This is a genomic window from Rathayibacter sp. PhB152, assembly GCF_003751395.1.
Taxonomy (GTDB): Bacteria; Actinomycetota; Actinomycetes; order Actinomycetales; family Microbacteriaceae; genus Rathayibacter; species Rathayibacter festucae.
In genome coordinates this window covers 112552-139007 of the sequence record NZ_RJUT01000006.1, presented here as the reverse complement: position 1 = coordinate 139007, position 26456 = coordinate 112552, and the positions used below count along the sequence as shown (strand labels likewise).

Sequence of the window (26456 nt, the reverse complement as noted above, 5' to 3'; positions counted from 1 at the left end):
GCTCCGGAACGCCGCAGGCTCATGGCTGCGCCGCACCGGCCCCCGCCGCCCTGCGCCCGGCCCCTGCATGCTGCGGGCCCGCTGCGACGTCACGAGTCCGTGGCGCCTGAGTCGGCCCGCCTCTCCTCCACAGCCCGCGGCTCCTGCACGCTCTCCCATCCGGGGCACCCGCCCAGCCTCCGGAGGGTGCCCGTCGCTAGGCTTGCGCCGATGGTTCAGAGCATCTACATCTCGTCCGCCGAAGGTCATTCGGGCAAGTCCACGGTCGCCCTCGGCGTCCTCGACCTGCTCAGCAGTCAGGTGCAGCGGGTCGGCGTCTTCCGCCCGATCGCCCGCTCCACCTCCGAGCGCGACTACGTGCTCGAGATGCTGCTCGGCCACTCCGACTCGGGTCTCGCCTACGACGACTGCATCGGCGTCACCTACGAGGACGTGCACGCCGACGGCGAGGCCGCCCTCTCCCGCATCGTCGAGCGCTACAAGGCCGTCGAGGCGCAGTGCGACACCGTCGTGATCCTCGGCTCCGACTACACCGACGTCGGCAGCCCGACGGAGCTCGGCTACAACGCGCGCATCGCGGCGAACCTCGGCGCTCCCGTCCTCCTCGTCCTCACCGGGCGCGACCCGTCCCGGAGCGAGCAGCTCGGCCAGGCACCCGCCCGCACGCCCGACGAGATGCGGCAGATCACCGAGCTCGCCGCGGTCGAGCTGCGCACCGCGCACGCGAGCCTCATCGGCGTCGTCGCCAACCGCGCCGATCCGGGCACCTCGGAGCAGGCCGTCGCCGCGATCCGCGAGGCCCTGCCCTCCGGCGCTCCGGTCTGGGCGATCCACGAGGACCCGTCCCTGGTCGCCCCGAGTGTCTCCCGCATCATCGACGCCGTGGACGGCGTCTTCGTCGCGGGCGACCCGGAGCTGCTCGGCCGCGAGGCCCTCGGCGTGGTCGTCGCCGGCATGTCGATGGTCAACGTGCTGCCGCGCCTGATGGAGGGCGGTGTCGTCATCGTCCCCGGCGACCGGCCCGAGGTCGTGCTCGCCGTGATCATGGCGCACGCCTCCGGCAACTTCCCGACGGTCTCCGCGATCATCCTCAACGGCGGCTTCGAGCTGCAGGAGCCGATCGTGCGCCTCATCGAGGGCGTCGACAACCGCCTGCCGATCGTGATGACCGAGCTCGGCACCTACGACACCGCGGTGCGCGTCACCGCCGCACGCGGCCGCCTCGCCGCCGACTCGCCGCGCAAGCGCGATACCTCCCTCGCCCTGTTCGCCGAGGCGATCGACCCGGTCGAGCTGCTCACCCTCCTCGACGTCGGCCGCTCCGAGGTCGTCACCCCGCTGATGTTCGAGTACGGCCTGATCGAGCGCGCCCGCATCGCCGACCGGCACATCGTGCTGCCCGAGGGCGGCGACGACCGCATCCTCCGCGCCGCCGCGACCGTGCTCAAGCGCGGCATCGCCCGCCTCACGATCCTCGGCGAGGAGGTCGAGGTCCGCTCCCGCGCCGCGAGCCTGGGCCTGGACATCGACGGCGCCCGCGTCCTCAGCGTCCTCGACCCGGAGCACCGCAACCGCTTCGCCGAGGAGTACGCCCGCATCCGCGCGCACAAGGGCATCACCTTCGACCACGCCTACGACACCGTCACCGACGTCTCCTACTTCGGCACGATGATGGTGCAGCTCGGCCTCGCCGACGGCATGGTCTCGGGAGCCGCGCACACCACCGCGCACACCATCCGCCCCGGCTTCGAGATCATCAAGACGAGCCCCGGCGTCTCCGTCGTCTCGAGCGTCTTCCTGATGGCGCTGGCCGACCGCGTCCTCGTCTACGGCGACTGCGCCGTGAACCCCGACCCGACCGAGGCGCAGCTGGCCGACATCGCGATCTCCTCCGCCGAGACGGCGCAGCAGTTCGGCATCGACCCGCGGATCGCGATGCTCTCCTACTCCACCGGCGAGAGCGGAGCGGGCGCCGACGTCGAGAAGGTCCGCGCCGCCACCGCGCTCGTCCGCGAGCGCCGCCCCGACCTGCTGGTCGAGGGCCCGATCCAGTACGACGCCGCCGCGGATGCTGCCGTCGCCGCCTCGAAGATGCCCGGCTCGCAGGTCGCCGGCCGTGCGACGGTGTTCATCTTCCCCGACCTCAACACGGGCAACAACACCTACAAGGCCGTGCAGCGCTCGGCCGGCGCCGTCGCGATCGGGCCGGTCCTGCAGGGCCTGCGGAAGCCGGTCAACGACCTCTCCCGCGGCGCCCTCGTGCAGGACATCGTCAACACCGTCGCGATCACCGCGATCCAGGCGGCGACCCAGGCCATCGTCCCGCCGACCTCCGCCATCCCCGTCGTGCGCTGAGGGCCACCCGCCCGAGCGCCCCGTCCGACCCCGAACCCCCAGGAGTCCCACCGTGTCCGTCGTCCTCGTCGTCAACAGCGGCTCGTCGTCCTTCAAGTACCAGCTCATCGAGATGACGACGGAGGAGACGCTCGCCAGCGGCCTCGTCGAGCGGATCGGCGAGGAGACCGGCCGCACCAAGCACAGCCACGACGGCGACACGGTCGAGTTCGAGACGCCGATCCCGGACCACACGGCCGGCTTCGACGCGATGATCCGCGCCTTCGCCGAGCACGGCCCGAGCCTCGACGAGTTCCCGCCGATCGCCGTCGGCCACCGCGTCGTGCACGGCGGCAAGCGCTTCTACGAGCCGACCGTCGTCACCGACCTCGTCAAGATCAACATCGAGGACCTCAGCGACCTCGCCCCTCTGCACAACCCCGCCAACCTCGAGGGCATCGAGGCCGCGCAGAAGGCGTTCCCGGACGTCCCGCACGTCGCCGTCTTCGACACCGCGTTCCACCACACCATCCCCGCGGCGGCCTCCACCTACGCGATCCCCGCCGAGCTCGCCGACAAGCACCGCATCCGCCGCTACGGCTTCCACGGCACCTCGCACAAGTTCGTCTCCGAGGCGGCCGCCGCGTTCCTCGGCCGCCGCCGCTCCGACCTCAAGACGATCGTCCTGCACCTCGGCAACGGCGCCTCCGCCTGCGCGATCGACGGCGGCGCCTCCGTCGAGACCTCGATGGGCATGACCCCGCTCGAGGGCCTCGTGATGGGCACCCGCTCCGGCGACCTCGACCCCGCCGTCGTCTTCCACCTCGCCCGCAAGGCCGGCCTCTCCACCGACGAGCTCGACACCGTGCTCAACCGCCGCAGCGGACTCCTCGGCCTCTCCGGCCGCGGCGACATGCGCGACGTGCAGGACGCGGCCGAAGCCGGCGACGAGACCGCGATCGCCGCGCTCGAGGTCTACTACCACCGCCTCCGCCACTACGTCGGCGCCTACTACGCCCAGCTGGGCCGGGTCGACGCGATCGTCTTCACCGCCGGAGTCGGCGAGAACGTCCCCGCCGTCCGCGCCGGCGCCCTCCGCGGCCTCGAGGGCCTCGGCATCGAGCTCGACCCCGAGCGCAACACCGCCCGCGACCGCGGCCCCCGCCGCATCTCCACCGACGACTCCCGCGTCGCCGTCCTCGTCATCCCCACGAACGAGGAGCTGGAGATCGCTCGGCAGTCCTTGTCCGTCGTCTAGCAGCTTCGCTGCTAGACGACTCGCGGTCGGCTTGCACAGGTGGGAGCGTTCTGTGGAGCGGGTCGCGTCGGGCTGCCCTGAATCGCTGGCACGCGATTCCGGGTCGGGCCCTCTGCCCTGCCCGTGCAAGCCCGGTGCGGCCGACGTCCTCGGTGGTCACCTGAGCAGCGGTGGGGCCGCGCTATCGCGCGGGCTGCTTCCGGCGACGGTCAACGTGCGAGCAGTGGAAGGGCCGCGCTGACGCGCGAGCTGCTTCTGGCGACGTCGCTGGTGAACGTGCGAGCAGCGGTGGGGCCGCGCTGCGCGCGAGCTGCTGCCTTCCGCGGTCGCTGCCCCTGCATGCTGGTCGAGGAGCCGCGGGACGCGGCGTATCGAGACCCGGCGTCAGTCTGCGGCGAGGCGGGCGTCGCCCGCGTAGACGTTGAAGCCCGCGCCGCGGCTGAAGCCGATGAGGGTGAGACCCGAATCGCGGGCGAGGTCGACGGCGAGCGAGGACGGGGCGCCGACCGCCGCGAGGAGGGGCACGCCCGCCATCACGGCCTTCTGGACGAGCTCGAACGAGGCGCGGCCCGACACCTGCAGCAGCGTGCCGCGCAACGGCAGCCGGCCCTCGCGCAGGCCCCAGCCGACGACCTTGTCGACCGCGTTGTGCCGCCCCACGTCCTCCCGCAGCACCAGCGGCATTCCGTCCGCGTCGAACAGCCCGGCCGCGTGCAGGCCGCCGGTCCGCTCGAACACCGCCTGCGCCTCCCGCAGCCGGTCCGGCAGCGACACGAGCAGCTCGGTCGAGACCCGCAGCGGATCCTCCGCCACGCTCCACGCCGACTCCGTCGCGACGGCCTCGAGCGACGCCAGCCCGCACACCCCGCACGAGCTCGACGTGTAGACCGAGCGCTCGCGGTCGAGCAGGATCTCCGCGCGGCCCCCGCGCACGGTCGCGTCGATCACGTTGTAGGTGTTCTCGCTCGGCCCCGCGCCGCTCGCGCAGTACCGCATCGCGGCGAGCTGCTCGCTCGAGGTGAGCACCCCCTCGGACACCAGGAACCCGGCGACCAGGTCGAAGTCCTCCCCGGGCGTGCGCATGGTGACGCTGAACCGCCGGCCGCCCACCCGGATCTCGAGCGGCTCCTCGACGGCGAGCACGTCCTCGCGGCGGCGGGTCGGCTCCCCGGCGCGGACCGCGATCAGACGGGTCCGGGCGATGGCACGGCTCATGGGGTCCTCCTCGACGCGGCGGCGCACCGCCCCGCGACCTGAGAGCCCGGACGGCAGGCGCTCATCCTCCCACCCGCTCCCCGACGTACGATGCAGGAATGGTCGATGACGCCGAAGCCCGCGAGAAGCCGATCGACGAGAGCGCCGTCACGGTCGGCGCCCCGAAGAGGCGGGCCGTCGGCATCCCCGGCGTCGCGCATGCGCTGCAGATCTCGCTCAAGCAGATGGGTCCGCTGCGCAGCGCCGAGACGCTCCTCCGGGTGAACCAGAAGACCGGCTTCGACTGCCCCGGCTGCGCCTGGCCCGAGGGCGACAAGCGGCACGTCGCGGAGTTCTGCGAGAACGGCGCGAAGGCGGTCGCCGAGGAGGCGACGCTGCGCACCGTCACGGCCGACTTCTTCGCCGCGCACTCGATGACCGAGCTCGAGGGCTGGGACGACTACCAGCTCGGCCAGCAGGGCCGCCTCACGGAGCCGATGCTCCTGGACGAGGGCGCGACGCACTACCGCCCGGTCGGCTGGGACGAGGCGCTCGACGTCGTCGCGGACGAGCTGCGCGCCTGCGCCGATCCCGACCAGGCGATCTTCTACACCTCGGGCCGCACCTCCAACGAGGCCGCGTTCGTCTACCAGCTGCTGGTGCGCGGCTTCGGCACCAACAACCTGCCGGACTGCTCGAACATGTGCCACGAGTCCAGCGGGTCCGCGCTGACCGAGACGATCGGCATCGGCAAGGGCTCGGTCAGCCTCCGCGACGTCGAGCGGGCGCCGCTGCTGATCGTCGCCGGCCAGAACCCGGGCACCAACCACCCGCGGATGCTCACCGCGCTGGAGCGGGCGAAGCGCGCGGGCGGCACGATCGTCGCGATCAACCCGCTGCCCGAGGCGGGCCTGCTGCGCTTCGAGAACCCGCAGACCGTGCGCGGCATGATCGGCGGCGGCACGGCGCTCGCCGACCACTTCCTCCAGGTGCGGCTGGGCGGCGACCAGGCGCTCTTCCAGGGCTTCGGCAAGGCGCTCCTCGACGCGGAGGAGGCGCGCGGCGGGGTCTTCGACCGCGCCTTCATCGCCGAGAGCACCGACGGCCTCGAGGGCTACCTCGACGAGATCCGCGGCACCGAGTGGTCCGAGATCGAGCGGGCGAGCGGGATCGACGAGGCCCGCATCCGCGAGATCGCCGAGCTGATCGCGGCGAGCGAGGGCACCATCGTCTGCTGGGCGATGGGTCTCACGCAGCACGCGCACTCCGTCGCGACCCTCAAGGACGTCGTGAACGTCCTGCTGCTGACCGGCAACATCGGCAAGCCGGGTGCGGGCGTCTGCCCGGTGCGCGGCCACTCGAACGTGCAGGGCGACCGCACGATGGGGATCTTCGAGCGGATGCCGGACTCCTTCCACGACGCGCTCGACCGCGAGTTCTCCTTCGCCTCGCCGCGCGAGCACGGCACCGACACGGTCGCCGCGATCCGGGCGATGCGCGACGGGAAGGCCCGCGTCTTCATGGGCCTCGGCGGCAACTTCGCCCGGGCGACCCCGGACACCGCCGTGACCGAGGCCGCGATGCGCTCGCTCGCGCTGACGGTGCACGTCTCGACCAAGCTCAACCGCTCGCACGTGGTCACCGGCCGCCGTGCGCTGATCCTGCCGACCCTCGGCCGCACCGACTCCGACAAGCGCGCGACGGGGGAGCAGCGGGTCACCGTCGAGGACTCGATGAGCGCCGTGCACGCCTCGCGCGGGCGGCTCGCCCCGCCGAGCACGGTCCTGCAGTCCGAGGTGGCGATCCTCACCGGCATCGCGGAGCGCCTGCTCGCCGACCGCCCGAACACGCCGGTCGTCGACTGGGCGGCGCTGCGCGAGGACTACCGCTTGATCCGCCGCCACATCGCCGCCGTCGTCCCCGGCTTCGAGGACTTCGAGCGCCGCGTGAACGAGCCGGGCGGCTTCGTCCTGCCCCACCCGCCGCGCGACGAGCGCCGCTTCGCCACGGCGACCGGTCTCGCCCGCTTCACCGCGAACCCGCTGCAGTACCCGAAGGTCCCGGAGGGGCGGCTGCTGCTGCAGACGCTGCGCTCGCACGACCAGTTCAACACCACCATCTACGGCAAGGACGACCGCTACCGCGGCATCCACGGCGGTCGCCGCGTCGTCTTCGTGCACGCCGCCGACATCGCCGAGCAGGGCCTCGCCGACGGCGCGATGGTCGACCTGGTCTCGGAGTGGGAGGACGGCCTCGAGCGCCGCGCCCCGTCGTTCCGCGTCGTCGCCTACGACACCCCGCGCGGCTGCGTCGCCGCCTACTACCCCGAGACGAACGTGCTCGTCCCGCTCGACTCCACCGCGGCCGTCAGCGGCACCCCCACCTCGAAGTCCGTCGTCGTCCGCCTGGAGCCGGCCGCCTGAGTGGCCGGCCGCTCCTGCTGCGCGAGCGGCTGCGCTGCATGCTGGTCGAGTAGCCGCGCAGCGGCGTATCGAGACCCGCCACCGTCAGCCCTCGGGTCGTCGGAGCCCGCCCGCGCTCACCACGGCAGCCGCAGCAGCCGCACCCTCTCACCCGCGTCGGCGCCGCCCGCCGGAACGACGGCGACCGCCTCCGCCACCGTCAGCCCCGAGAGCATGTGCGAGCGGATCCCGTGCACCGCCCGCCAGGCACCGTCCGCCTCGACAACAGGCACGAGCACGGTCGACCCGTCGCGGCCGAGCGGCTCGCCCAGCACGCCCTGACGCAGCACCGTCGCGGCAGCCCCGGTCGCCGCCTCCAGCGCCGGCGGCAGGAACGACAGTGCCGCGAGGAACGCCGCGAGCGGATTGCCGGGCAGCGCCAGCACGACGGCCCCGCCGGGCAGCGACGCGATCAGAGTCGGGTGCCCCGGCCGCATCGCGACCCCGTCGACGACGAGGGTCGCTCCCGCGATCCGGAGCGCCCGCCGCACCGCGTCCACCCGCGACCGCCCGGTCCCGCCCGTCGTGATCTGCAGCGGAGCCGTGCTCGCGAGCAGCGCTGCGGCGATCGCCTCGTCGTCGTCGCCGAGCCGCCGCACCGATCCCACCGCACCCCCGCCGCGCGCGACGAGCGGCGGCAGCAGCGGCGTGAACGCGTCCCGGACGCGGCCGGCCCCCGGCATCCCCGCGGTGTCGACCTCGTCCCCGGTGAAGAGCAGATCGACCGTCACCGGCCGCCGCACGACGAGCTCGTCGAAGCCCGCGATCGCGAGCAGCGCGAGGTGCGCCGACCGCAGCCGCACGCCGGAGTCGACGAGCGCGGTGCCCGCCGGAGCCTCGTCGCCCGCGCTGCGGATGTGCCGTCCGAGCGGCACCGGGTGCTCCGAGGAGAGCACGTCGCCGGTCACCCGGCCGCGTTCGCTCGGAAGGACGCTCTCGCACCACTCCGGCACGACCCCGCCGGTGACGATCGGCTCGGCGCTGCCCGGTCCGAGGCGCCAGGGCGACGCTCCGCGGACGGCCCAGCCGTCCATCGCCGAGGAGTCGTAGTGGGGGAGCGGTCGCGGTGCGAGCACGGAGCCGGACGTGACGCAGCCCTCCGCCTCGAGCAGCGGGACCGTCGCGAGCGGCCCGGGAGCGGTCGCCGCGGCGATCCGCGCGCGAGCGCCGTCCCAGTCGATGTCGCTCATCCGTCCATTCTGGTCGCGCCCGCGGTGGGCCGGCGACGGCACCGGATCCGCGGACCCGGCGCCGTCGCGGTCACGGGCTCAGCCGAGGTACCCGTTCGGGTTCAGCACGAACTTCTTCGCGGCGCCCTTGTCGAAGTCGGCGTAGCCCTGCGGCGCCTCGTCCAGCGAGATGGCCGTGGCTTGCACCGCCTTCGCGATCTGCACCTTGTCGTGCAGGATCGCCATCATCAGCGAGCGGTTGTACTTCATCACCGGGCACTGGCCGGTCGTGAAGGACAGCGACTTCGCCCAGCCCAGCCCGAGGCGGATCGAGAGCGAGCCCTCCTGCGCGGCCTCGTCGACTCCGCCCGGATCGCCGGTGACGTAGAGCCCCGGGATGCCGAGGGCGCCGCCCGCCGCGGTGATCGACATCAGCGAGTTCAGCACCGTGGCCGGCGCCTCGGTGCCCGAATCGGCGCCGTTGCCGTGCGCCTCGAAGCCCACGGCGTCCACGCCGCAGTCGACCTCCGGCACGCCGAGGATCTGCTCGATCTGCCCGGCCGGGTCGCCCTTGGAGACGTCGACGGTCTCGCAGCCGAACGAGCGGGCCTGCGCGAGCCGCTCCTCGTTGAGGTCCGCGACGATCACGACGGCCGCGCCGAGCAGCTGAGCGCCGACCGCCGCGGCGAGCCCGACCGGGCCCGCTCCGGCGACGTAGACGGTCGAGCCGACGCCGACGCCCGCGGTGACCGCGCCGTGGAAGCCGGTCGGGAAGATGTCGGAGAGCATCGTGAGGTCGAGGATCTTCTCGAGCGCCTGGTCGCGGTCGGGGAAGACGAGCAGGTTCCAGTCCGCGTAGGGGACCATCACGTACTCGGCCTGGCCGCCGACCCAGCCGCCCATGTCGACGTAGCCGTAGGCGCTGCCCGGGCGGTCCGGGTTCACGTTCAGGCAGATGCCGGTCTTGCGCTCCTTGCAGTTGCGACAGCGGCCGCAGGCGATGTTGAACGGCACGGAGACGATGTCGCCGACCTTGACGAACTCGACGTCCGGCCCGACCTCGACGACCTCGCCCGTGATCTCGTGCCCGAGGACGAGGTCGGCGGGAGCGGTGGTTCGCCCGCGGACCATGTGCTGGTCGGAGCCGCAGATGTTGGTCGAGACGGTGCGGAGGATGGCGCCGTGCGGCAGCTTCCTGCCGATGTTCGCCGGGTTCACGCCCGGTCCGTCCTTCAGCTCGAAGGTCGGGTAGTCGATGTCGATGACCTCGACGACGCCGGGGCTCTTGTAGGCGACTGCTCTGTTGCCTGACATGCGGTTCTCCTTCACGGGATGCGACCGCGGTGCGTGAGCGCCCGCGGGAGCCGCGCCGAGATCGTCCGGAGGAGGGCCTCGGCGTCGAGGCTCGAGCGAAACGTACGCCCGAAGCCTGGTGCCGGATCGAGGGGGAGGGAGTAGCGTCTCAGGATTCGTGCGTTCGCATGCGAATGGCCTCGAGCGACGTCCGCACCGCCGCGTCGAGCGCCTCCCGGTCGCCGCCCTGCAGGCCCGCGGCGTAGCCGGCGAGGAACGTCGTCAGCGGAGCGGCGGGCCGCACCACGCCGTGCGCCGCGTCGCCCGCGAGCGAGAGCAGGGCGTCGCGCTCGATCGGCACGTCGGCGAGACCGAGGGCGGCGGTCAGCTCGTCCCACCAGGCGGCGAGCAGTGCGGCGGTGTCCTCGCGGGCGTCCGGGGCGGAGGAAGGGGTCGCGTTCGTGTCGTGGGTCACGCGTTCAGTCTGCGCCCGGTTCGGATTCTGCGCCCGGCACGCCCTCCGGCACGGCGATGCCGTGCCGGAGGGCGTCGGCGCGGTCGTCGACGTCCGCGGTCGAGCCGGCCGGCACCTCGACGAGCCGCACGGCCGGCCCCGCCAGGAGCGCGCGGACGGAGGCGCCGTCGACTGCGGGGAGCCGCGTCACGGCGGCCGTCAGAGCGGCTCGGCGGTGCAGGCCGAGGAGGAGCTGCGCGCGGCCGTCCCCATCGACGGCGAGCAGGGCGTCGGCCGCCGGATCCGCGGCGGCGGCGGCCAGCAGCCGATCGAGTGCCGGAGCGGGATCGACGAGGTCGGCCGCGAGGACGGCGATCCAGCCGGCCGCGTCGTCCCGCGCGAGCAGGGGCAGCGCCGCCGCGAGACCGGCGACCGGTCCGCCGAACGACGGCTCCTCCTGGACGAGGAGCGCCGCTCCGACTGCGCCCCGGAGCTCCTCCGGTCCGGCGACCACGACGCGCCGGGCGCCGGCGACAGCGCTCAGCGCGTGCGCGAGCAGCGTCGAGCCGTCGTGCTCGAGCAGCGGCTTGGCTGCGCCGCCGAGGCGCTCGCCGCGTCCGCCGGCGAGGACGACGGCGTCGAACGGGGGAGTGCTGGGGCGGCCGGTCACGGCCTCGAGGCTACGGGAGGCGGCGGCTCCGGCGACCCGCGTCCGGTGTCGGAGGTCGCGGCTACTCTTGTCGGGTGGTAGCAGCCCTGTATCGCCGGTACCGGCCGGAGACGTTCGCCGAGATGATCGGCCAGTCCCAGGTGACCGATCCGCTCATGACGGCGCTGCGCACCAACCGCGTCAATCACGCCTACCTCTTCAGCGGTCCGCGCGGCTGCGGCAAGACCACCTCGGCGCGCATCCTCGCCCGCTGCCTCAACTGCGCCCAGGGCCCGACGGACACCCCGTGCGGCGTCTGCGACAGCTGCGTCGAGCTCAGCCGCGACGGCCAGGGCTCGCTCGACGTGGTCGAGATCGACGCCGCGAGCCACAACGGCGTCGACGACGCGCGCGACCTGCGCGAGCGGGCGATCTTCGCCCCGGCTCGCGACCGCTTCAAGATCTTCATCCTCGACGAGGCGCACATGGTGACGCCGCAGGGCTTCAACGCGCTGCTCAAGATCGTCGAGGAGCCGCCGGAGCACGTGAAGTTCATCTTCGCGACGACCGAGCCGGACAAGGTCATCGGCACGATCCGCTCGCGCACGCACCACTACCCGTTCCGGCTCGTCCCGCCCGCGCAGATGCTCGACTACACGCAGGAGCTGTGCGAGCGCGAGAAGGTGAGTGTCGCCGCGGGCGTGCTCCCGCTGGTCGTCCGCGCCGGCGGCGGCTCGGTCCGCGACACCCTCTCCCTCCTCGACCAGCTGATGGCCGGCTCCGAGGACGAGACGGTCGAGTACGAGCGCGCGGTCGCCCTGCTCGGCTACACCCACGGCGCCCTGCTCGACGAGGTCGTCGACGCGCTCGCCGAGCACGACTCCGCCGAGGCGTTCGGCGCCGTCGACCGGGTCATCCAGACCGGCCAGGACCCGCGCCGCTTCGTCGAGGACCTGCTCGAGAAGCTCCGCGACCTCATCGTCGTCGCCGCCACCGGAGGCGCGGCCTCCGCGGTCCTGCGCGGCGTGTCCCAGGACGAGCTCGACCGGATGGCCGGCCAGTCGCGCGCGCTCGGCCTCGGCGAGCTCTCCCGCATCGCCGACATCGTCAACGACGCGCTCACCGAGATGACGGGCGCGACCTCGCCGCGGCTGCACCTCGAACTGATGATCGCGCGCACGCTGGTGCACGGCTCCGGCGCGGCGGCCGCCCCGGCGTCCGTCGTGGTGCCGGCGCCGTCGCAGGCCGCCCCGGCGCCGATGCGGCCGTCCGCCGACCCGCGTGCCCCGGAGTCGCGCGCGCCCGAGTCTCGTGCCGCTTCCTCCCGCGCACCCGAGACCCGCGCACCCGAGTCGCGCATGCCCGAGCCGCACCTCCCCTCGCACGCCGCGACGCCGGAGTCGGTGCCGGAGTCGATCGCGGCGGCCCCGCGCGTCGAGACCCCGGTCGTCTCCGCGGCGTCGGCCGATGCAGGCTCCGGCGCGGCTTCGCCGTCATCCGCGCCCGACGCCGTCCCGGGTGCCGCCGCCGACTCGACTCCGGCCGACTCGACTCCCGCCGACGCCGCGACTCCGAGCCCGGCCGCGCCCGCTCCGGCGCCCCACCCCTCCGCGGCGGACGAGCCCGGCGGCGTCACCCTGCAGCGGATGAAGGACAGCTGGCCCGAGATCCTCGAGGTCGTGCAGAAGGCTCGGATGACGGCCTGGCTCGTCGCCTACACCGCACAGGTGCGGGCGCTGAAGGACGACGTCCTCACCCTCTCCTTCCCGAGCCAGAACGACGTCGACTCGTTCAAGATGGCCGGCAGCGCCGGTCAGCCCGGCGTCAGCGAGCACCTGCGCCAGGCGATCCAGCAGGTCCTCGGCCTCCGGGTCAAGTACATCGCCCGCGTCGAGCCCCGCGCGACCGCGCCCGAGGCCGAGCGCGCCGCCGTCGAGGCGACCCCGACGCCCGCCGTCGAGCAGTCCGCCGCGCAGCAGCCCGCGGCATCGACCGCCCCCAGCGACCCCGACGAGTGGGCGACGGTCGCCATCCCGGCCGACCCGGCCCCCGCCGAGGTCGCCGCCGAGCCCGCGATCGAGACGGTCGTCGCTCCCGAGCCGACCGACGTGCCGGTCCTCGCCCCGTCGCCGCGCTCCGCCCCGGTCGTCCCCGCGGAGGAGCCCCCGGTCCGCCCGGCCGCCGCGTCGGCCGGCCCCTCGGACGACGAGCCGCCGTTCGACGAGGAGCCGCCCGAGGAGGACATGCCGCCGGTCGAGCCGCCGATGCCCGACTCCTGGGCGACCGTCGCGCCCCCCGGCGAGCCGTCCGCGCCCCCGGCGCCCGCCGCTCCCGCGCCCGTCCGTGCCCGCGAGCGGCCCGAGCCGGCGCCCCGCCCGGTGACCCGCACCACCCGCTCGGCCACGGCCGACGGCCGCCAGCGCTACGGCGAGGCGGTGGTGCGCGAGATCCTCGGCGCCCAGTTCATCGAGGAGCAGCCGCACGTCCCGCGCGGTCCGCGGGTGACCGGCGCATGACCCTCGCCGCGCTCCTCGCTCCCGCTCTCCTCACCACTGAATCCGCATCCCGAGAGGAGGCGCCCGCATGTACGAAGGCATCGTCCAGGAGCTGATCGACGAGCTCGGCCGGCTCCCCGGCATCGGCCCGAAGTCGGCCCAGCGCATCGCGTTCCACATCCTGCAGACCGAGACCTTCGACGTCACGCGTCTCGCCGAGATCCTGCTGGAGCTGCGCAACCGCGTGCACTTCTGCGACATCTGCGGCAACGTCGCGGAGGAGGCCACCTGCGGCATCTGCCGCGACCCGCGCCGCAGCCGCGCCGTCATCTGCGTGGTCGAGGAGGCGAAGGACGTCCCCGCCATCGAGCGCACCCGCGAGTTCCGCGGTCTGTACCACGTGCTCGGCGGCGCGATCAGCCCGATCGACGGCATCGGCCCCGACCAGCTCCGGATCCGCCAGCTGCTGCAGCGCCTGGCCGACGGCGAGGTGCAGGAGGTCATCATCGCGACCGACCCCAACCTCGAGGGCGAGGCCACCGCGACCTACCTCTCCCGCATGCTCAGCACCCTCGGCATCCGCATCACCCGCCTCGCCTCCGGCCTCCCCGTCGGCGGCGACCTGGAGTACGCCGACGAGATCACCCTCGGCCGCGCCTTCGAGGGCCGCCGCCTCGTCGAGAACTGACCCGGTCGCACCCGCTCCGCCTTCACCCACCTCCGGCTCGTGGATCCACCTCCGGCTCGTGGTTCCGGTCGGTTCCGGCGTGCCGGGCCTGTTTCCGCGTGCCGGACGTCCCCGGAGCGGACCTCCGGCTCGCCAAATCACCCCCGGCTCGTGGTTCCGGTCGGTTCCGGCGTGCAGGGCCTGTTTCCGCGTGCCGGACGTCTCCGGAGCGGACCTCCGGCTCGCGGATTCACCTCCGGCTCGTGGTTCCGGTCGGTTCCGGTGTGCCGGGCCCTTTTTCGCGTGTCGGACGTCCCCGGATCGGGCCTCCGGCTCGTGGATTCACCTCCGGCTCGTGGTTCCGGTCGGTTCCGGCGTGCCGGGCCTGTTTCCGCGTGCCGGACGTCTCCGGAGCGGGCCTCCGGCTCGTGGATTCACCTCCGGCTCGTGGTTTCGGTCGGTTCCGGCATGCCGGGCCTGTTTCCGCGTGCCGGGCGTCCCCGGATCGGACCTCCGGCTCGCGGATTACCCCCGGCTCGTGGTTTCGGTCGGTTCCGGCGTGCCGGGCCTGTTTCCGCGTGCCGGACGCCTCCGGATCGGACCTCCGGCTCGTGGATCCACCTCCGGCTCGTGGTTCCGGTCCGTCCTGGCGTGCCGGGCCCGTTTTCGCGTGCCGGACGTCCCAGGATCGGGCCTCCGGCTCGCGGAACCACCCCCGGCTCGTCGAATCCGCCCGTTCCCGCGTGCCGGAGCCGGTTCCGCGTGCCGGGCGCGCCACGAAGGACCCGGAGGACACCCGCACAGGCGCCGCCGCAACATGACCCCTCGCGCATGCGCCCGCCGGTAGACTCCTGCGTCGGGTCGCCACGGCCCGAGCCACTGACCCGGGAGTAGCGCGTGAGCCTGATCGTCCAGAAGTTCGGCGGGTCCTCCGTCGCCGACGCGGAGAGCATCAAGCGGGTCGCGAAGCGCATCGTCGCGACGAAGCAGGCGGGCAACGACGTGGTCGTCGCCGTCTCCGCGATGGGCGACACCACCGACGACCTGCTCGAGCTGGCGCACCAGGTCACGCCGATCCCCGCGCCGCGCGAGCTCGACATGCTGCTCTCCTCCGGCGAGCGGATCTCGATGGCGCTGCTCGCCATGGCGATCAAGAGCATGGGCTACGACGCCCGCTCCTTCACCGGCAGCCAGGCCGGCATGATCACCGACGCTCAGCACGGCGCCGCCCGCATCGTCGACATCACCCCGGTCCGCCTGCGCGCCGCGCTCGACGAGAACGCGGTCGTCATCGTCGCCGGCTTCCAGGGCTTCAACCGCGACACCAAGGACATCACCACCCTCGGCCGCGGCGGCTCGGACACCACCGCCGTCGCGCTCGCCGCGGGCCTCGGCGCCGACACCTGCGAGATCTACACCGATGTCGACGGCGTCTTCACCGCCGACCCGCGGGTGGTCAAGAAGGCCCGCAAGCTCGACCGCATCTCCAGCGAGGAGATGCTCGAGCTCGCCGCCGCCGGCGCGAAGGTCCTGCACATCCGCGCCGTCGAGTTCGCCCGCCGCCACGGCGTCACCCTGCACGTGCGCTCGTCGTTCAGCCCCAACGAGGGCACCATCGTCTACAACGCCGTGCCCGGCGAGGACGCCCCCGGAAGCACCGAGAAGAATGGACAGCCCGTGGAAGAGCCGATCATCGCCGGAGTCGCCGCCGATCTCAACGAGGCCAAGATCACCGTGGTCGGCGTGCCCGACATCCCGGGCAAGGCCGCGCAGATCTTCACGATCGTCGCGAAGACCGGCTCGAACATCGACATGATCGTGCAGAACGTCTCCGCCGCCGCGACCGGTCGCACCGACATCTCCTTCACCCTGCCCAAGGCCGACGGCCAGACCGTCCTCACGGCGCTCAACGCCGAGAAGGACGAGGTCGGCTTCGAGTCGCTCCAGTACGACGACCAGATCGCCAAGCTCGCCCTCGTCGGTGCCGGCATGCGCACCAACGCGGGTGTCTCGGCCAAGCTGTTCCGCTCGCTCTACGAGGCGGGGATCAACATCGAGATGATCTCCACGAGCGAGATCCGCATCTCGGTCGTGACCCGCGCCGACACGGTGAACGACGCCCTCCGCGTCGTGCACACCGCCTTCGGCCTCGACGCCGAGGACGAGGCCGTCGTCTACGCCGGCACCGGTCGCTGAGCGCCGTTCGCCCTCGCGATCCCGCCGATCGCACCTCCCGGCCCCGACGACTCCGCCGTCTTTCGGTACCGTCTCCGGGGAGCCCGCCCCGGCCCTCCCGCCAGCACCCCCTTCGTGCCGCTCCTCCCGCGAGCGGCCCACGGACGAAAGAGCCCAGCATGAGCAGCACCCCCCTCCACATCGGAGTCGTCGGCGCCACCGGCCAGGTCGGCACCGTCATGCGCCGCCTCCTCGAGGAGCGCGACTTCCCGATCGCGTCGATCCGCTTCTTCGCGACCGCCCGCTCGGCCGGCACGACCCTGCCGTTCCGCGGCCAGGACATCGTGGTCGAGGACACCGAGACCGCCGACCCCTCGGGGCTCGACATCGCGCTCTTCTCGGCCGGAGCGACGGGGTCGCGCGCGCAGGCACCGCGCTTCGCCGCCGCGGGCGCCGTCGTCATCGACAACTCCAGCGCCTGGCGGATGGACTCCGAGGTCCCGCTGGTCGTCAGCGAGGTCAACCCGCACGCGATCGAGCAGGCCGTGAAGGGCATCATCGCGAACCCGAACTGCACCACGATGGCCGCGATGCCGATCCTCAAGGTCCTCGACCAGGAGGCTGGGCTCACCCGCCTCATCGTCAGCACCTACCAGGCCGTCTCGGGCAGCGGGCTCGCCGGAGCGAACGAGCTGGCCGGCCAGGTCCGCGCGGCCGTCGCCGACGAGCACCTGCTCGACCTCGTGCACGACGGCTCGGCGGTCGCCTTCCCGGCGCCGGACAAGTACGTCGCGCCGATCGCCTTCGACGTCATCCCGTTCGCCGGCAGCCTCGTCGAGGACGGCTTGAACGAGACCGACGAGGAGAAGAAGCTCCGCAACGAGAGCCGCAAGATCCTCGAGCTGCCCGGCTTGCTGGTCTCGGGCACCTGCGTGCGCGTGCCGGTCTTCACCGGCCACTCGCTCTCGGTCAACGTCGAGTTCTCCGCGCCGCTCAGCCCCGAGCGCGCCCGCGAGCTGCTCGCCGACGCCCCCGGTGTCGCGCTGCGCGAGGTGCCGACGCCGCTCGAGGCCGCCGGCAGCGACCCGAGCTACGTCGGCCGCATCCGCGCCGACGAGGGAGCCCCCGAGGGCCGTGGCCTCGCCCTCTTCATCAGCAATGACAACCTCCGCAAGGGCGCGGCCCTCAACGCCGTTCAGATCGCCGAGCTGATCGCGGCCAAGCAGCCCGTCGCCTGACCCGGCGGATCTCGATACGCCCTCTGCGAGGGCTGCTCGATCAGCATGGTGCGCGCGCCTGCGCGCCGCGGCGGTTGCATGCTGGTCGAGTAGCCGCGCAGCGGCGTATCGAGGCCCCCGTGTCCGAGCAGCGGCCGCCACCGCCGCTCGCCGACGGGAAAAGCCGTCAATTTGATGGGCGAGCGACCCCCCGGCCCGCCTGCCGCCCGGCGGCCGACGGTAAACTCGACTCTCGTGAACTCCTCGGAACCGGTCGACGTCGCCCTCATCGGTGGGGGCATCATGAGTGCCACCCTCGGTGCACTCCTCACCAAGCTCCAGCCCGACTGGACCATCGCCGCCTACGAGCGCCTCGGCGACGTGGCGCAGGAGTCGTCGAACCCCTGGAACAACGCGGGCACGGGCCACGCCGCCCTCTGCGAGCTGAACTACATGCCCGAGGCGGCCGACGGCTCCGTCGACCCCGCCAAGGCCATCCAGATCAACGAGCAGTTCCAGATCTCGCGCCAGTTCTGGTCGAGCCTGGTCGAGGCCGGTGACATCCGCGAGCCCTCGAGCTTCATCAACTCCGCTCCGCACATGACCTTCGTGCACGGCGAGGCCAACGTCGAGTACCTCCGGAAGCGCTACGAGGCGCTGAAGGACCAGCCGCTCTTCGCCGGCATGGAGTTCACCGAGAGCACGAAGACCATCCACGAGTGGGCGCCGCTGCTGATGGAGCAGCGCCCCGCCGGCGGTGGACCCTACGCCGCGACGCGCATCCCGGCCGGCACCGACGTCGACTTCGGCGCGCTCACCCACCAGCTCTTCGACCACGTCGTCGCGCACGGCGGCACGCTCGACACCGGCCACGAGGTCACCGGCATCACCCGGCAGAAGGACGGCACCTGGCGCCTGGACCTCAAGCAGAAGGTCGGCGGCACGCCCAAGAAGGTCGTCGCCCGCTTCGTCTTCGTCGGCGCCGGTGGCGGGGCGCTGCACCTGCTGCAGAAGTCCGGCATCCCCGAGATCAAGGGCTTCGGCGGCTTCCCGATCTCGGGGCAGTTCCTCCGGACCGACAACCCGGCGATCGTCGCCCGGCACCAGGCGAAGGTCTACGGCAAGGCCGCCGTGGGTGCCCCGCCGATGTCGGTCCCGCACCTCGACACCCGCGTCGTGGACGGCCAGGCGTCGCTGCTGTTCGGCCCGTACGCCGGCTTCACCCCCAAGTTCCTCAAGCGCGGCTCCTGGCTCGACCTGCCGCTGTCGATCCGCCCGCACAACATCGGCCCGATGCTCGCCGTCGCCCGCGACAACCTCGACCTGATGAAGTACCTGCTCGGCGAGGTGCTGGCCGGCCGCGACAAGAAGATGAAGGCGCTGCGGGAGTTCCTGCCCACCGCCCGCTCCGAGGACTGGTACCTGATCACCGCCGGCCAGCGCGTCCAGGTGATGAAGAAGGACGAGAAGAAGGGCGGCGTGCTGCAGTTCGGCACCGAGGTCATCACCGGCGCCGACGGCACGATCGCCGGCCTGCTCGGCGCCTCGCCCGGCGCCTCGACGGCGGTGCCCATCATGCTCGACATCGTCAAGCGCTGCTTCCCCGACCGGATGAAGGCCTGGGAGCCGCGGATCCGCTCGCTCGTGCCGAGCTACGGCTCGACCCTCAACGACGCCCCGGAGACGGCGGAGCGCACCGTCGCCGCCACGTCCGAGGCGCTCGCGCTCCGCGCCTCGGTCTAAACGCCGCGGGCGCGCTCCTCGGGGTGCCCGTTGCACTGATCGGGTGATGATCACCTCGTCCGTCTGAGGGCATCCATGCTGATCGAGTGGCCCGCACAGCGGGCGTATCGAGATCCACCCCCGTCAGAAGACGGGTCTGCAGACCCGACTTGCTGAGGACGGCGGGTCTCGATACGCCGCTTCGCGGCTACTCGACCAGCATGAAACCAGCGGATTCTTTCGAACACATGTTCTAATGGACTCATGAGGTGGAGCGGACAGGCGATCGGCGCGGCGGACGAGGCCGCGCTCCCGGGCCTCGTGAAGCTCACCGAGCTGGTCCGCACCGTCCGCACCCCCGAGTTCGACGGGATCACCTTCTACGAGGTGCTCGCCAAGTCGGCGCTGAACCGGGTGCACTCCTCGTCGAAGATGCCGTTCGGCTGGACGATCAACCCGATGCGCGGCTGCACCCACGCCTGCACCTACTGCTTCGCCCGGCCCACCCACGAGTACCTCGAGTTCGACGGCGGGCGCGACTTCGACTCGCAGATCGTCGTGAAGGTGAACGTCGCCGAGGTGCTCACCCGGGAGCTCGCCCGGCCGAGCTGGGAGCGGCACCCCGTCGCGCTCGGCACCAACACCGACCCGTACCAGCGGGCGGAGGGCCGCTACCGGCTGATGCCCGGCATCATCGCCGCGCTGGCCGCCTCCGGCACCCCGATCTCGATCCTGACCAAGGGCTCGCTGCTCCGGCGCGACCTGCCGCTGCTGCGCGAGGCGGCCGAGCACGTGCCCGTCGACCTCGGCGTCTCGATCGCCGTGTTCGACGAGGATCTGCAGCGCTCGATCGAGCCCGGCGCTCCGTCGGCCGCGGCCCGGCTGGCGACCGTCACGGCCGCCCGCGAGGCGGGCTTCGAGTGCTCGGTCTTCCTGATGCCGATCCTGCCGTTCCTCACCGACACCCGCGCCCACCTGGACGCCTCGCTCCGCGCCTGCCGCGAGGCGGGGGCGAGCACGATCATGTACTCCACCCTCTACCTCAAGCCCGGGGTCAAGGAGTGGTTCCTGCAGTGGCTCGCGCAGGAGCACCCCGAGCTGCTCGACCGCTACCGCTCCCTCTACCCCGGGCGCTCCGCCTACGCGCCTGCCGAGTACCGCCGCTGGCTGTCCGCGCGGATCCGCCCGCTGATGCGCGACCACCGGCTGGAGGAGGGGGAGGCCGACCCGGCGACCGGCTCGATGCGCTCCTCCGCGCTCGGGCCGACCGCGCGCGGCGCCTCGGCGCTGCCCTCGCTCGGTGTGCTGCGGACCCTCGGCGGCGAGCACGGCCGCCCGAAGGACGGCGACGAGCCGGCTCGGCACGCCGGTCTCCGCGGCGGCGGTCTGATCCTCCGCGAGCTGGGCGAGGACGGCGCCTCGATGCTGCCCGGCGTGGGCCAGCCGACGCTGTTCTGAGAGGGCCGCGGAGGCGATCCGGCCCCGCGGCTAGGATCGTTGCATGCTCCCTCGCCCCGGTGAGCCGACGTCCGGCTCCTCCGCCCGGGCCGCAGAGTCCCGGTCCGTCGAGTCCCGGTCCGCCGAGACCCCCTCCGCCGACGGCGGCGCGCGACCGGTCCGGCTCGGCATCCTCGACGACCACGAGCTGCTCCTGGACAGCATGAGCAGCTGGATCGCCGCCAACGCCCCCGACTTCGAGCTCGTCGTCAGCGCCGGCACCTGGATGGAGCTGGTCACCAGCACGGTGTTCCCGACGCAGGTCGTCCTGATGGACTTCGAGCTGAGCGAGCCGATCTCGATCGAGGCGCGGATCCGCACCTGCCGTGCCGCGGGCGCGACCGTGATCGTCCTCGCCGAGCGCGAGGACGACGAGATCCGCGAGCGCTCGCTGCGGGCCGGCGCCGCCCGGCACCTCACCAAGGCGCAGTCGATGCAGGACGTGATGGAGGCGGCGCGCTCGGCCATGGCGATGCGCTCGACCGCGGGGTCCGCCTCGCAGTGGCGGCCGCTGCCGATCGGGGTGGCGGCGCAGCAGCGTCCGCGGCTGAGTGCGGGGGAGCTCGAAGCGCTGCGCCACTACGTCGCCGGCGCCAGCACTCCCGAGGTCGCCGCGAGGATGAACGTGCAGTTCGAGACGGCGAAGACCTATCTGCGCCGCGTCCGGCAGAAGTACGCCAAGATCGGCCGCCCGGCCAGCCGGCGCGCCGACCTTATTCGGCGGGCGGCGGAGGACGGCCTCCTCGAGTGACCGGCACGACCGCCGACGGCACGACGACCACCACGACCACGACGACCGCGCCGGGCGCGGTCCGCGGGCACCGCCCGCCCACGAGCAGAGACAGGACCTGATGGCGAAGCTCTACTTCCGCTACGGCGCGATGAACAGCGGCAAGAGCACCTCGCTCCTGCAGGCCGCGCACAACTACGAGGAGCGCGGGCACCGGGTGCTGCTCGCGAAGCCGGCCGTCGACACCAAGGGCGACGAGCTCATCGTGTCCCGCCTCGGCGTGACCCGTCCGGTGGACATCCTGTTCGAGCCCGACGGCGATCCGGTCGCCGTCTTCTCCGCCGCGCGCGCCCGCGTGCTCGCCGAGACGGCCCGCGACGTCAGCGCACTGCTCGTCGACGAGGCGCAGTTCCTGCCCGAGTCGCACGTCGACGATCTGCTCCGGATCGCGATCCTCGAGAACGTCCCCGTCCTCGCCTACGGCATCCGGACCGACTTCCGGACCGCCGCGTTCCCCGGAAGCAGGCGGCTTCTCGAGATCGCGCACAGCCTCGAGGAGCTCAAGACGATCTGCCGCTGCGGGCGGAAGGCGATCTTCAACGGCCGGGTGGTCGACGGCCGATTCGTCTTCGACGGCGACCAGGTCGCCATCGACGGGGCCGAGGTCACCTACGAGTCGCTCTGCGGCTCGTGCTACCTGCAGGAGAGCCGCGGCCGGCTGCGCGGCTAGCAGTGTCGAGGTCCGCTCACCGGGTGTGACCCAGATGAAACAGGGAAGTGGGTAGCCTTGCGGGCGTGACATCACCGGAAACGCACGCAGGCCTTCCGACGCAGCACGCGAGACCGGGGGGTTCGATGGCTTCGCAGGACACTCCGCCGAAGCGCCGCCCGTCCTGGGAGCAGGACTACCGTCGGCGCCTCCTCGCCACCGATGTCGTCGCGATCCTCGTCTCGGTCTTCGGCACGCAGCTGTTCTGGTTCGATCTCAACCTCAACTCCGACGTGGGCTTCAACAACCCGGTCGACATCGCCGTCAGCTACACCTGGGTGTCCGTCGTGCTCTCGATCGGCTGGCTCCTCGCCCTGCAGGTGTTCGACACCCGCGACCGCCGCATCGTCGGCACCGGCTACGTGGAGTACCGGCGGATCGTCGACGCCTCCATCTGGCTGTTCGGCATCGTGGCGATCATCGCCTACCTCCTGCAGATCCTGCTGGCGCGCGGCTACATCATCACGGCGTTCCCCGCCGGGATCCTGCTGATCTGCGTCGGCCGCCTGATCTGGCGCTCCTGGCTGACCCGTCAGCGCAGGGTCGGCCGCTTCTCCAGCCAGGTCGTCCTGCTCGGCTCCCGCGCGAGCGTGCTGCACACCGCACGCGAGCTCCGGCGCGGCACCGAGGCCGGCTACAAGCTGGTCGGCGCGGTCTCCACCTCCGTCGGCGGCGCCGAGGCCCTCACGAGCGAGGCCGAGCTGGCGGGCCTCTCGCTGCACGGCTTCTCCGGGATCGACGGCGTGCGCGCCGTGATGGACGCGACCGGCGCCGACACCGTCGTCGTCACGAGCTCCGACGAGCTGGCCCCGCAGCGCATCCGCGAGCTCAGCTGGACGCTCGAGCCCGGCCGCGAGCACCTCGTCGTGGCGCCGAGCCTCACCGACATCGGCGGCCCGCGCATCCACACCCGGCCGGTCGCCGGCCTGCCGCTGATCCACGTCGAGACCCCGCGCTTCGACGGCCGCCAGCGCTTCGCGAAGCGGCTCTTCGACATCGCCGCGTCGACGATGCTGATCATCCTCAGCGCGCCCGTGCTGATCGTCGTCGCGGTGCTGGTGAAGACGACCAGCCCGGGCCCGATCCTGTTCCGCCAGGAGCGGATCGGGCTGAACGGCTCGACCTTCGAGATGCTGAAGTTCCGCTCGATGGTGGTCGACGCCGAGGCGCGGCTGGCCGAGCTCGCGGCCCAGCAGCGCGACGAGGGCAACAGCATCCTGTTCAAGATGGCCAAGGACCCCCGGGTCACCAAGGTCGGCACCGTCCTGCGCCGCTTCAGCCTCGACGAGCTGCCGCAGTTCCTCAACGTCTTCCGCGGCGACATGTCGCTGATCGGCCCCCGCCCGCCGCTGGCGCGCGAGGTGGAGCAGTACGAGGAGCACGTGCACCGCCGCTTCCTGATGAAGCCCGGAATCACCGGCCTCTGGCAGGTGAGCGGACGCTCCAACCTGTCGTGGGAGGACACCGTCCGTCTCGACCTCTACTACGTCGAGAACTGGTCGATGACCGGCGACATCGTCATTCTCTTCAAGACCGCGCGCGCGGTCCTGGCGAGGGACGGGGCGTATTGAGCTCCTCCCTGCCGACGGGTGCCGGCCGGCCCGGTGACGAGCGGTCGGGGCCGGAGCGATCCGGACCGCGCAGCATGTCGCTGGTGGTCCTCGAGGTCCCGTTCCGCGTCGAGTTCGGGCCCGGGCTGTCCGACGAGGACGTCGCCCGCATCCGGAGCAGCTGGCGCTCCTGCGCCGCCGCCGACAGCGCCGACGCTCGCGTGATCTCGGCCGAGGTGTCGCTCCCCGGCTCGGTACCGCCGGGCGGCGTCCGGGTCGTCTCGCACTCCGTCGCGCAGCTCGAGGAGTCGCTCACGTCGACCCTCACGCTCGAGGCCATCGGTGAGCGCCGCAGCGACCTCCTGATGCTGCACGCCTGCGGCGTCGCCGCCGACGACGGCCGCGTGCTCGCGTTCGTGGCCGCCTCCGGCACCGGCAAGACGACCGCCTCGCGCGTGCTGGGGCAGCGCTTCGGCTACGTGACGGACGAGACGGTCGCCGTGACCCCCTCCGGCGCCGTGCTGCCCTATCCGAAGCCGCTGTCGGTGAAGCCCACGACCGGGAGCGCACCCAAGGCCCAGCTCTCGCCGGTCGACCTCGGTCTGCGCCCCGTTCCGGAGGCGCCGCTCGTGCTGGCCGGGATCGTCCTGCTCGAGCGCCGAGACGGCGTCGACGCTCCCCGACTCGAGCAGGTCGAGCCGACCGCGGCGATCGACGCCCTGGTGCCTCAGACCTCCTACCTCGCCGCCCGGCCGAGGGCGCTCTCCGCGCTGATCCGCACGATCACCTCGGTCGGTGGCGCGAAACGACTGGTCTACTCCGAGGCGGCCGACGTGCTCGATCTCGTCGACGGTCTGCTCGCCGCTCCGGCCGAGCCGGCGCCGACGGTCTGGCAGGACGTCGTCGCGCTCCCGCTCGAGGCGGAGGACGCGGCCGCCGGCGGCTCCCTGCGCCGCGCGGACGTCGACGACGCGCTGGCGCTGCCCAGCGGCGAGCTGCTCGTCTTCCGCCAGAACACGGTGATCCGGCTCGCCGGGATCGGTCCGGTCCTCTGGCGCTCCGCCGCCGGCGGCGCCGATCTGCCCGACCTCGTCGCCGCGGTGCTGGCCGAGCTCGGCGGACCGCCGGAGGGGATCGACGCCTCGGCCGCGGTGTCCGCCGCCGTCGACGAGCTGCTCGGGCTCGGCGTGATGGCGAGAGCGACTCCGCTCCCGCCCACCCCGGAAGGGGTGCACGTCTGACGGTCCCCGAAACGGGGCCGATACACCGGCGTGCAATGATCTTGAAGCCCGTCTCCGGCAGTCGCCGATCGGTCCGGACCAGTGAAGGAACTTGACACTGTGGAACTTAGAGACGTCCTCCGACTTCTCCGCGATCACTGGATCGCCCTCGTCGCAGCCGTGCTCCTGGGCACCCTCGTCGCCTACGGCTGGTCGCTGACCCAGAAGCCGCGCTACGCCGCGGAGGCGCAGGGCCTCGTCTCGGCGGCCGTCGCGGACGCCGGGGGAGACCCGAGCCAGGCGATCTACCTGCGCCAGATCGCGGACTCCGTCGCGAAGTCGAGCACCCTCACCTACGTCCCGATCGCGAAGTCGCGGAACGTCGCCGAGATCGTCATCGGCAACCTCGGGCTCGACGTGACCGCCGAGTCGCTGATCACCGCCGTGCAGGTCACTCCCGACCCGGAGTCGCCGATCCTCAACGTCCGCGCGACGGCGTCCACCCCGGAGGGCGCCCGCACCCTCGCCGACGCCTGGATCGACGCGATCGCCGTCCGCATCCAGCAGGTGAACCAGGAGTCCGGCGCCGGCGACACCGTCAGCCTCTCCGGCGTCCAGTCCGCCGCTCTGCCGTCCTCCCCGGAGTTCCCGAACGTGCGCCTGGTGCTCGGCGTCGGCGCGCTGGCCGGCCTCGTGCTGGGCCTCGTCTACGCCTTCGTCCGCAACACCCTCGACCGCCGCATCCGCACCGCCGAGGTGGTCGAGCGGCTGTTCGACCTCCCGGTCGTCGGCACGCTCCCCGTCGACAAGCGCCTGAACGAGACCAACCGCATCGTGCCCGAGGCGGACACGACCGACTACGTGAAGTCCGACGGCAAGCACGCGCTCGCCGAGGCGCTGCGCGAGCTGCGCACGAACCTGCAGTTCATGAACGTCGACAGCCCGCCGCGGATCATCGTCGTGACCAGCCCGCTGCCCTCCGACGGCAAGTCGACCGTGACCGCGAACCTCGCGGTGACGCTCGCCGCGTCCGGCCAGCGCACGGTCGTCGTCGACGGCGACCTCCGCAAGCCCACCGTCGCGAAGTCCTTCGGCCTCGTCCCCGGCGTCGGCCTCACCGACCTGCTGATCGGCAAGGCGGAGCTGCAGGACGTGCTCCAGCCCTGGGGTCCCTCCGGCAACCTCTGGATCCTCGGCGCGGGCTCGATCCCGCCGAACCCGAGCGAGCTGCTCGGCTCGAACGGCATGGACATGCTCCTCCACGAGATCGCCCGCGAGGCCATCGTGCTCGTGGACGCCCCGCCGCTGCTGCCCGTGACCGACGGCGCGATCCTCACCGCCCGCACCGACGGCGCCCTCGTCGTCATCTCGGCCGGCCGGACGACGACCGACGAGCTCGGCAAGGCGATCCAGAACCTCGAGCGCGTCAGCGGCCACACCCTCGGCGTCATCCTCAACCGCGTCCCCCCGCGGGGCCAGGTCGGCCGGGGCTACGGCTACTACTACACGAGCTACTACGGCTCGCAGAAGTCGGGCGCGCGTCCGGACGCGGCAGCCGCTCCGGCTCCTGCTCCGGCCCCCAGCGCGGTCTGAGCGGCCGC

The 26456-nt window shown here is 72.6% G+C and carries 19 protein-coding genes; 14 read left to right on the top strand and 5 right to left on the bottom strand.

What is annotated here, in order from left to right:
- The first annotated feature begins 210 nt into the window (after positions 1 to 210).
- Positions 211 to 2355, top strand: coding sequence for a phosphate acetyltransferase (gene pta, locus EDF36_RS15090; RefSeq protein WP_123447710.1), 2145 nt, complete (start codon positions 211 to 213; stop codon positions 2353 to 2355).
- 52 nt (positions 2356 to 2407) lie between these two features.
- The gene (locus EDF36_RS15085) at positions 2408 to 3592 is read left to right on the top strand and encodes an acetate/propionate family kinase (protein ID WP_123733632.1); all 1185 of its coding nucleotides are present in this window, start codon (positions 2408 to 2410) and stop codon (positions 3590 to 3592) included.
- A gap of 384 nt (positions 3593 to 3976) precedes the next feature.
- Here the strand turns inward: EDF36_RS15085 and fdhD are convergent, their stop codons facing one another.
- Positions 3977 to 4807, bottom strand: coding sequence for a formate dehydrogenase accessory sulfurtransferase FdhD (fdhD, locus tag EDF36_RS15080; protein WP_123733631.1), 831 nt, complete (start codon positions 4805 to 4807; stop codon positions 3977 to 3979).
- A 98-nt stretch (positions 4808 to 4905) separates the two neighbouring features.
- Between fdhD and EDF36_RS15075 the strand changes: the two genes are divergently transcribed.
- Positions 4906 to 7209, top strand: a complete 2304-nt coding sequence (locus tag EDF36_RS15075) for an FdhF/YdeP family oxidoreductase (RefSeq protein ID WP_123733630.1) — start codon at positions 4906 to 4908, stop codon at positions 7207 to 7209.
- A 116-nt stretch (positions 7210 to 7325) separates the two neighbouring features.
- Here the strand turns inward: EDF36_RS15075 and EDF36_RS15070 are convergent, their stop codons facing one another.
- The 4 genes from EDF36_RS15070 to EDF36_RS15055 all read right to left on the bottom strand — a co-directional run bounded on the left by EDF36_RS15070 (position 7326) and on the right by EDF36_RS15055 (position 10834).
- Positions 7326 to 8438 (bottom strand): molybdopterin molybdotransferase MoeA, encoded by a 1113-nt coding sequence (locus EDF36_RS15070; RefSeq protein WP_123733629.1) that lies wholly within the window; start codon positions 8436 to 8438, stop codon positions 7326 to 7328.
- A gap of 78 nt (positions 8439 to 8516) precedes the next feature.
- On the bottom strand, positions 8517 to 9731 hold the full coding sequence (fdhA, locus tag EDF36_RS15065) for a formaldehyde dehydrogenase, glutathione-independent (RefSeq protein ID WP_123705217.1): 1215 nt from the start codon (positions 9729 to 9731) through the stop codon (positions 8517 to 8519).
- A 148-nt stretch (positions 9732 to 9879) separates the two neighbouring features.
- Positions 9880 to 10185, bottom strand: coding sequence for a DUF6457 domain-containing protein (locus EDF36_RS21335; RefSeq protein WP_185020498.1), 306 nt, complete (start codon positions 10183 to 10185; stop codon positions 9880 to 9882).
- 4 nt (positions 10186 to 10189) lie between these two features.
- A complete protein-coding gene (locus tag EDF36_RS15055; RefSeq protein WP_185020497.1) occupies positions 10190 to 10834 on the bottom strand; it encodes a molybdenum cofactor guanylyltransferase in 645 nt (214 codons plus the stop codon).
- 74 nt (positions 10835 to 10908) lie between these two features.
- Between EDF36_RS15055 and EDF36_RS15050 the strand changes: the two genes are divergently transcribed.
- From EDF36_RS15050 to EDF36_RS15000, 11 genes are all read left to right on the top strand, one after another.
- A complete protein-coding gene (locus EDF36_RS15050; protein ID WP_123733627.1) occupies positions 10909 to 13329 on the top strand; it encodes a DNA polymerase III subunit gamma and tau in 2421 nt (806 codons plus the stop codon).
- A 67-nt stretch (positions 13330 to 13396) separates the two neighbouring features.
- Complete coding sequence (gene recR / locus EDF36_RS15045; protein ID WP_123447702.1) at positions 13397 to 13996, top strand: recombination mediator RecR; 600 nt, start codon at positions 13397 to 13399, stop codon at positions 13994 to 13996.
- A gap of 876 nt (positions 13997 to 14872) precedes the next feature.
- Positions 14873 to 16171 carry an aspartate kinase gene (locus EDF36_RS15040; RefSeq protein WP_123447701.1) on the top strand — a complete coding sequence of 433 codons (1299 nt, stop codon included), beginning with the start codon at positions 14873 to 14875 and terminating at the stop codon, positions 16169 to 16171.
- A 158-nt stretch (positions 16172 to 16329) separates the two neighbouring features.
- Entirely contained in the window at positions 16330 to 17388 is a 1059-nt protein-coding gene (locus EDF36_RS15035) for an aspartate-semialdehyde dehydrogenase (RefSeq protein WP_123733626.1), read from the top strand.
- A gap of 174 nt (positions 17389 to 17562) precedes the next feature.
- Positions 17563 to 19110, top strand: a complete 1548-nt coding sequence (locus tag EDF36_RS15030; protein WP_123733625.1) for a malate:quinone oxidoreductase — start codon at positions 17563 to 17565, stop codon at positions 19108 to 19110.
- Between the two features lie 243 nt (positions 19111 to 19353).
- Positions 19354 to 20547: an Rv2578c family radical SAM protein gene (locus EDF36_RS15025; protein WP_123733624.1), complete on the top strand. Its 1194-nt coding sequence runs from the start codon at positions 19354 to 19356 to the stop codon at positions 20545 to 20547.
- A 43-nt stretch (positions 20548 to 20590) separates the two neighbouring features.
- Complete coding sequence (locus tag EDF36_RS15020) at positions 20591 to 21337, top strand: response regulator transcription factor (protein WP_123733623.1); 747 nt, start codon at positions 20591 to 20593, stop codon at positions 21335 to 21337.
- A 100-nt stretch (positions 21338 to 21437) separates the two neighbouring features.
- Positions 21438 to 22046 (top strand): thymidine kinase, encoded by a 609-nt coding sequence (locus tag EDF36_RS15015; RefSeq protein WP_123447696.1) that lies wholly within the window; start codon positions 21438 to 21440, stop codon positions 22044 to 22046.
- A gap of 125 nt (positions 22047 to 22171) precedes the next feature.
- Positions 22172 to 23656: a sugar transferase gene (locus EDF36_RS15010; RefSeq protein ID WP_123733622.1), complete on the top strand. Its 1485-nt coding sequence runs from the start codon at positions 22172 to 22174 to the stop codon at positions 23654 to 23656.
- A gap of 83 nt (positions 23657 to 23739) precedes the next feature.
- A complete protein-coding gene (locus EDF36_RS15005) occupies positions 23740 to 24876 on the top strand; it encodes a hypothetical protein (protein ID WP_148060055.1) in 1137 nt (378 codons plus the stop codon).
- A gap of 99 nt (positions 24877 to 24975) precedes the next feature.
- Positions 24976 to 26448, top strand: coding sequence for a polysaccharide biosynthesis tyrosine autokinase (locus EDF36_RS15000; RefSeq protein ID WP_185020496.1), 1473 nt, complete (start codon positions 24976 to 24978; stop codon positions 26446 to 26448).
- The last annotated feature ends 8 nt before the right edge of the window (positions 26449 to 26456 follow it).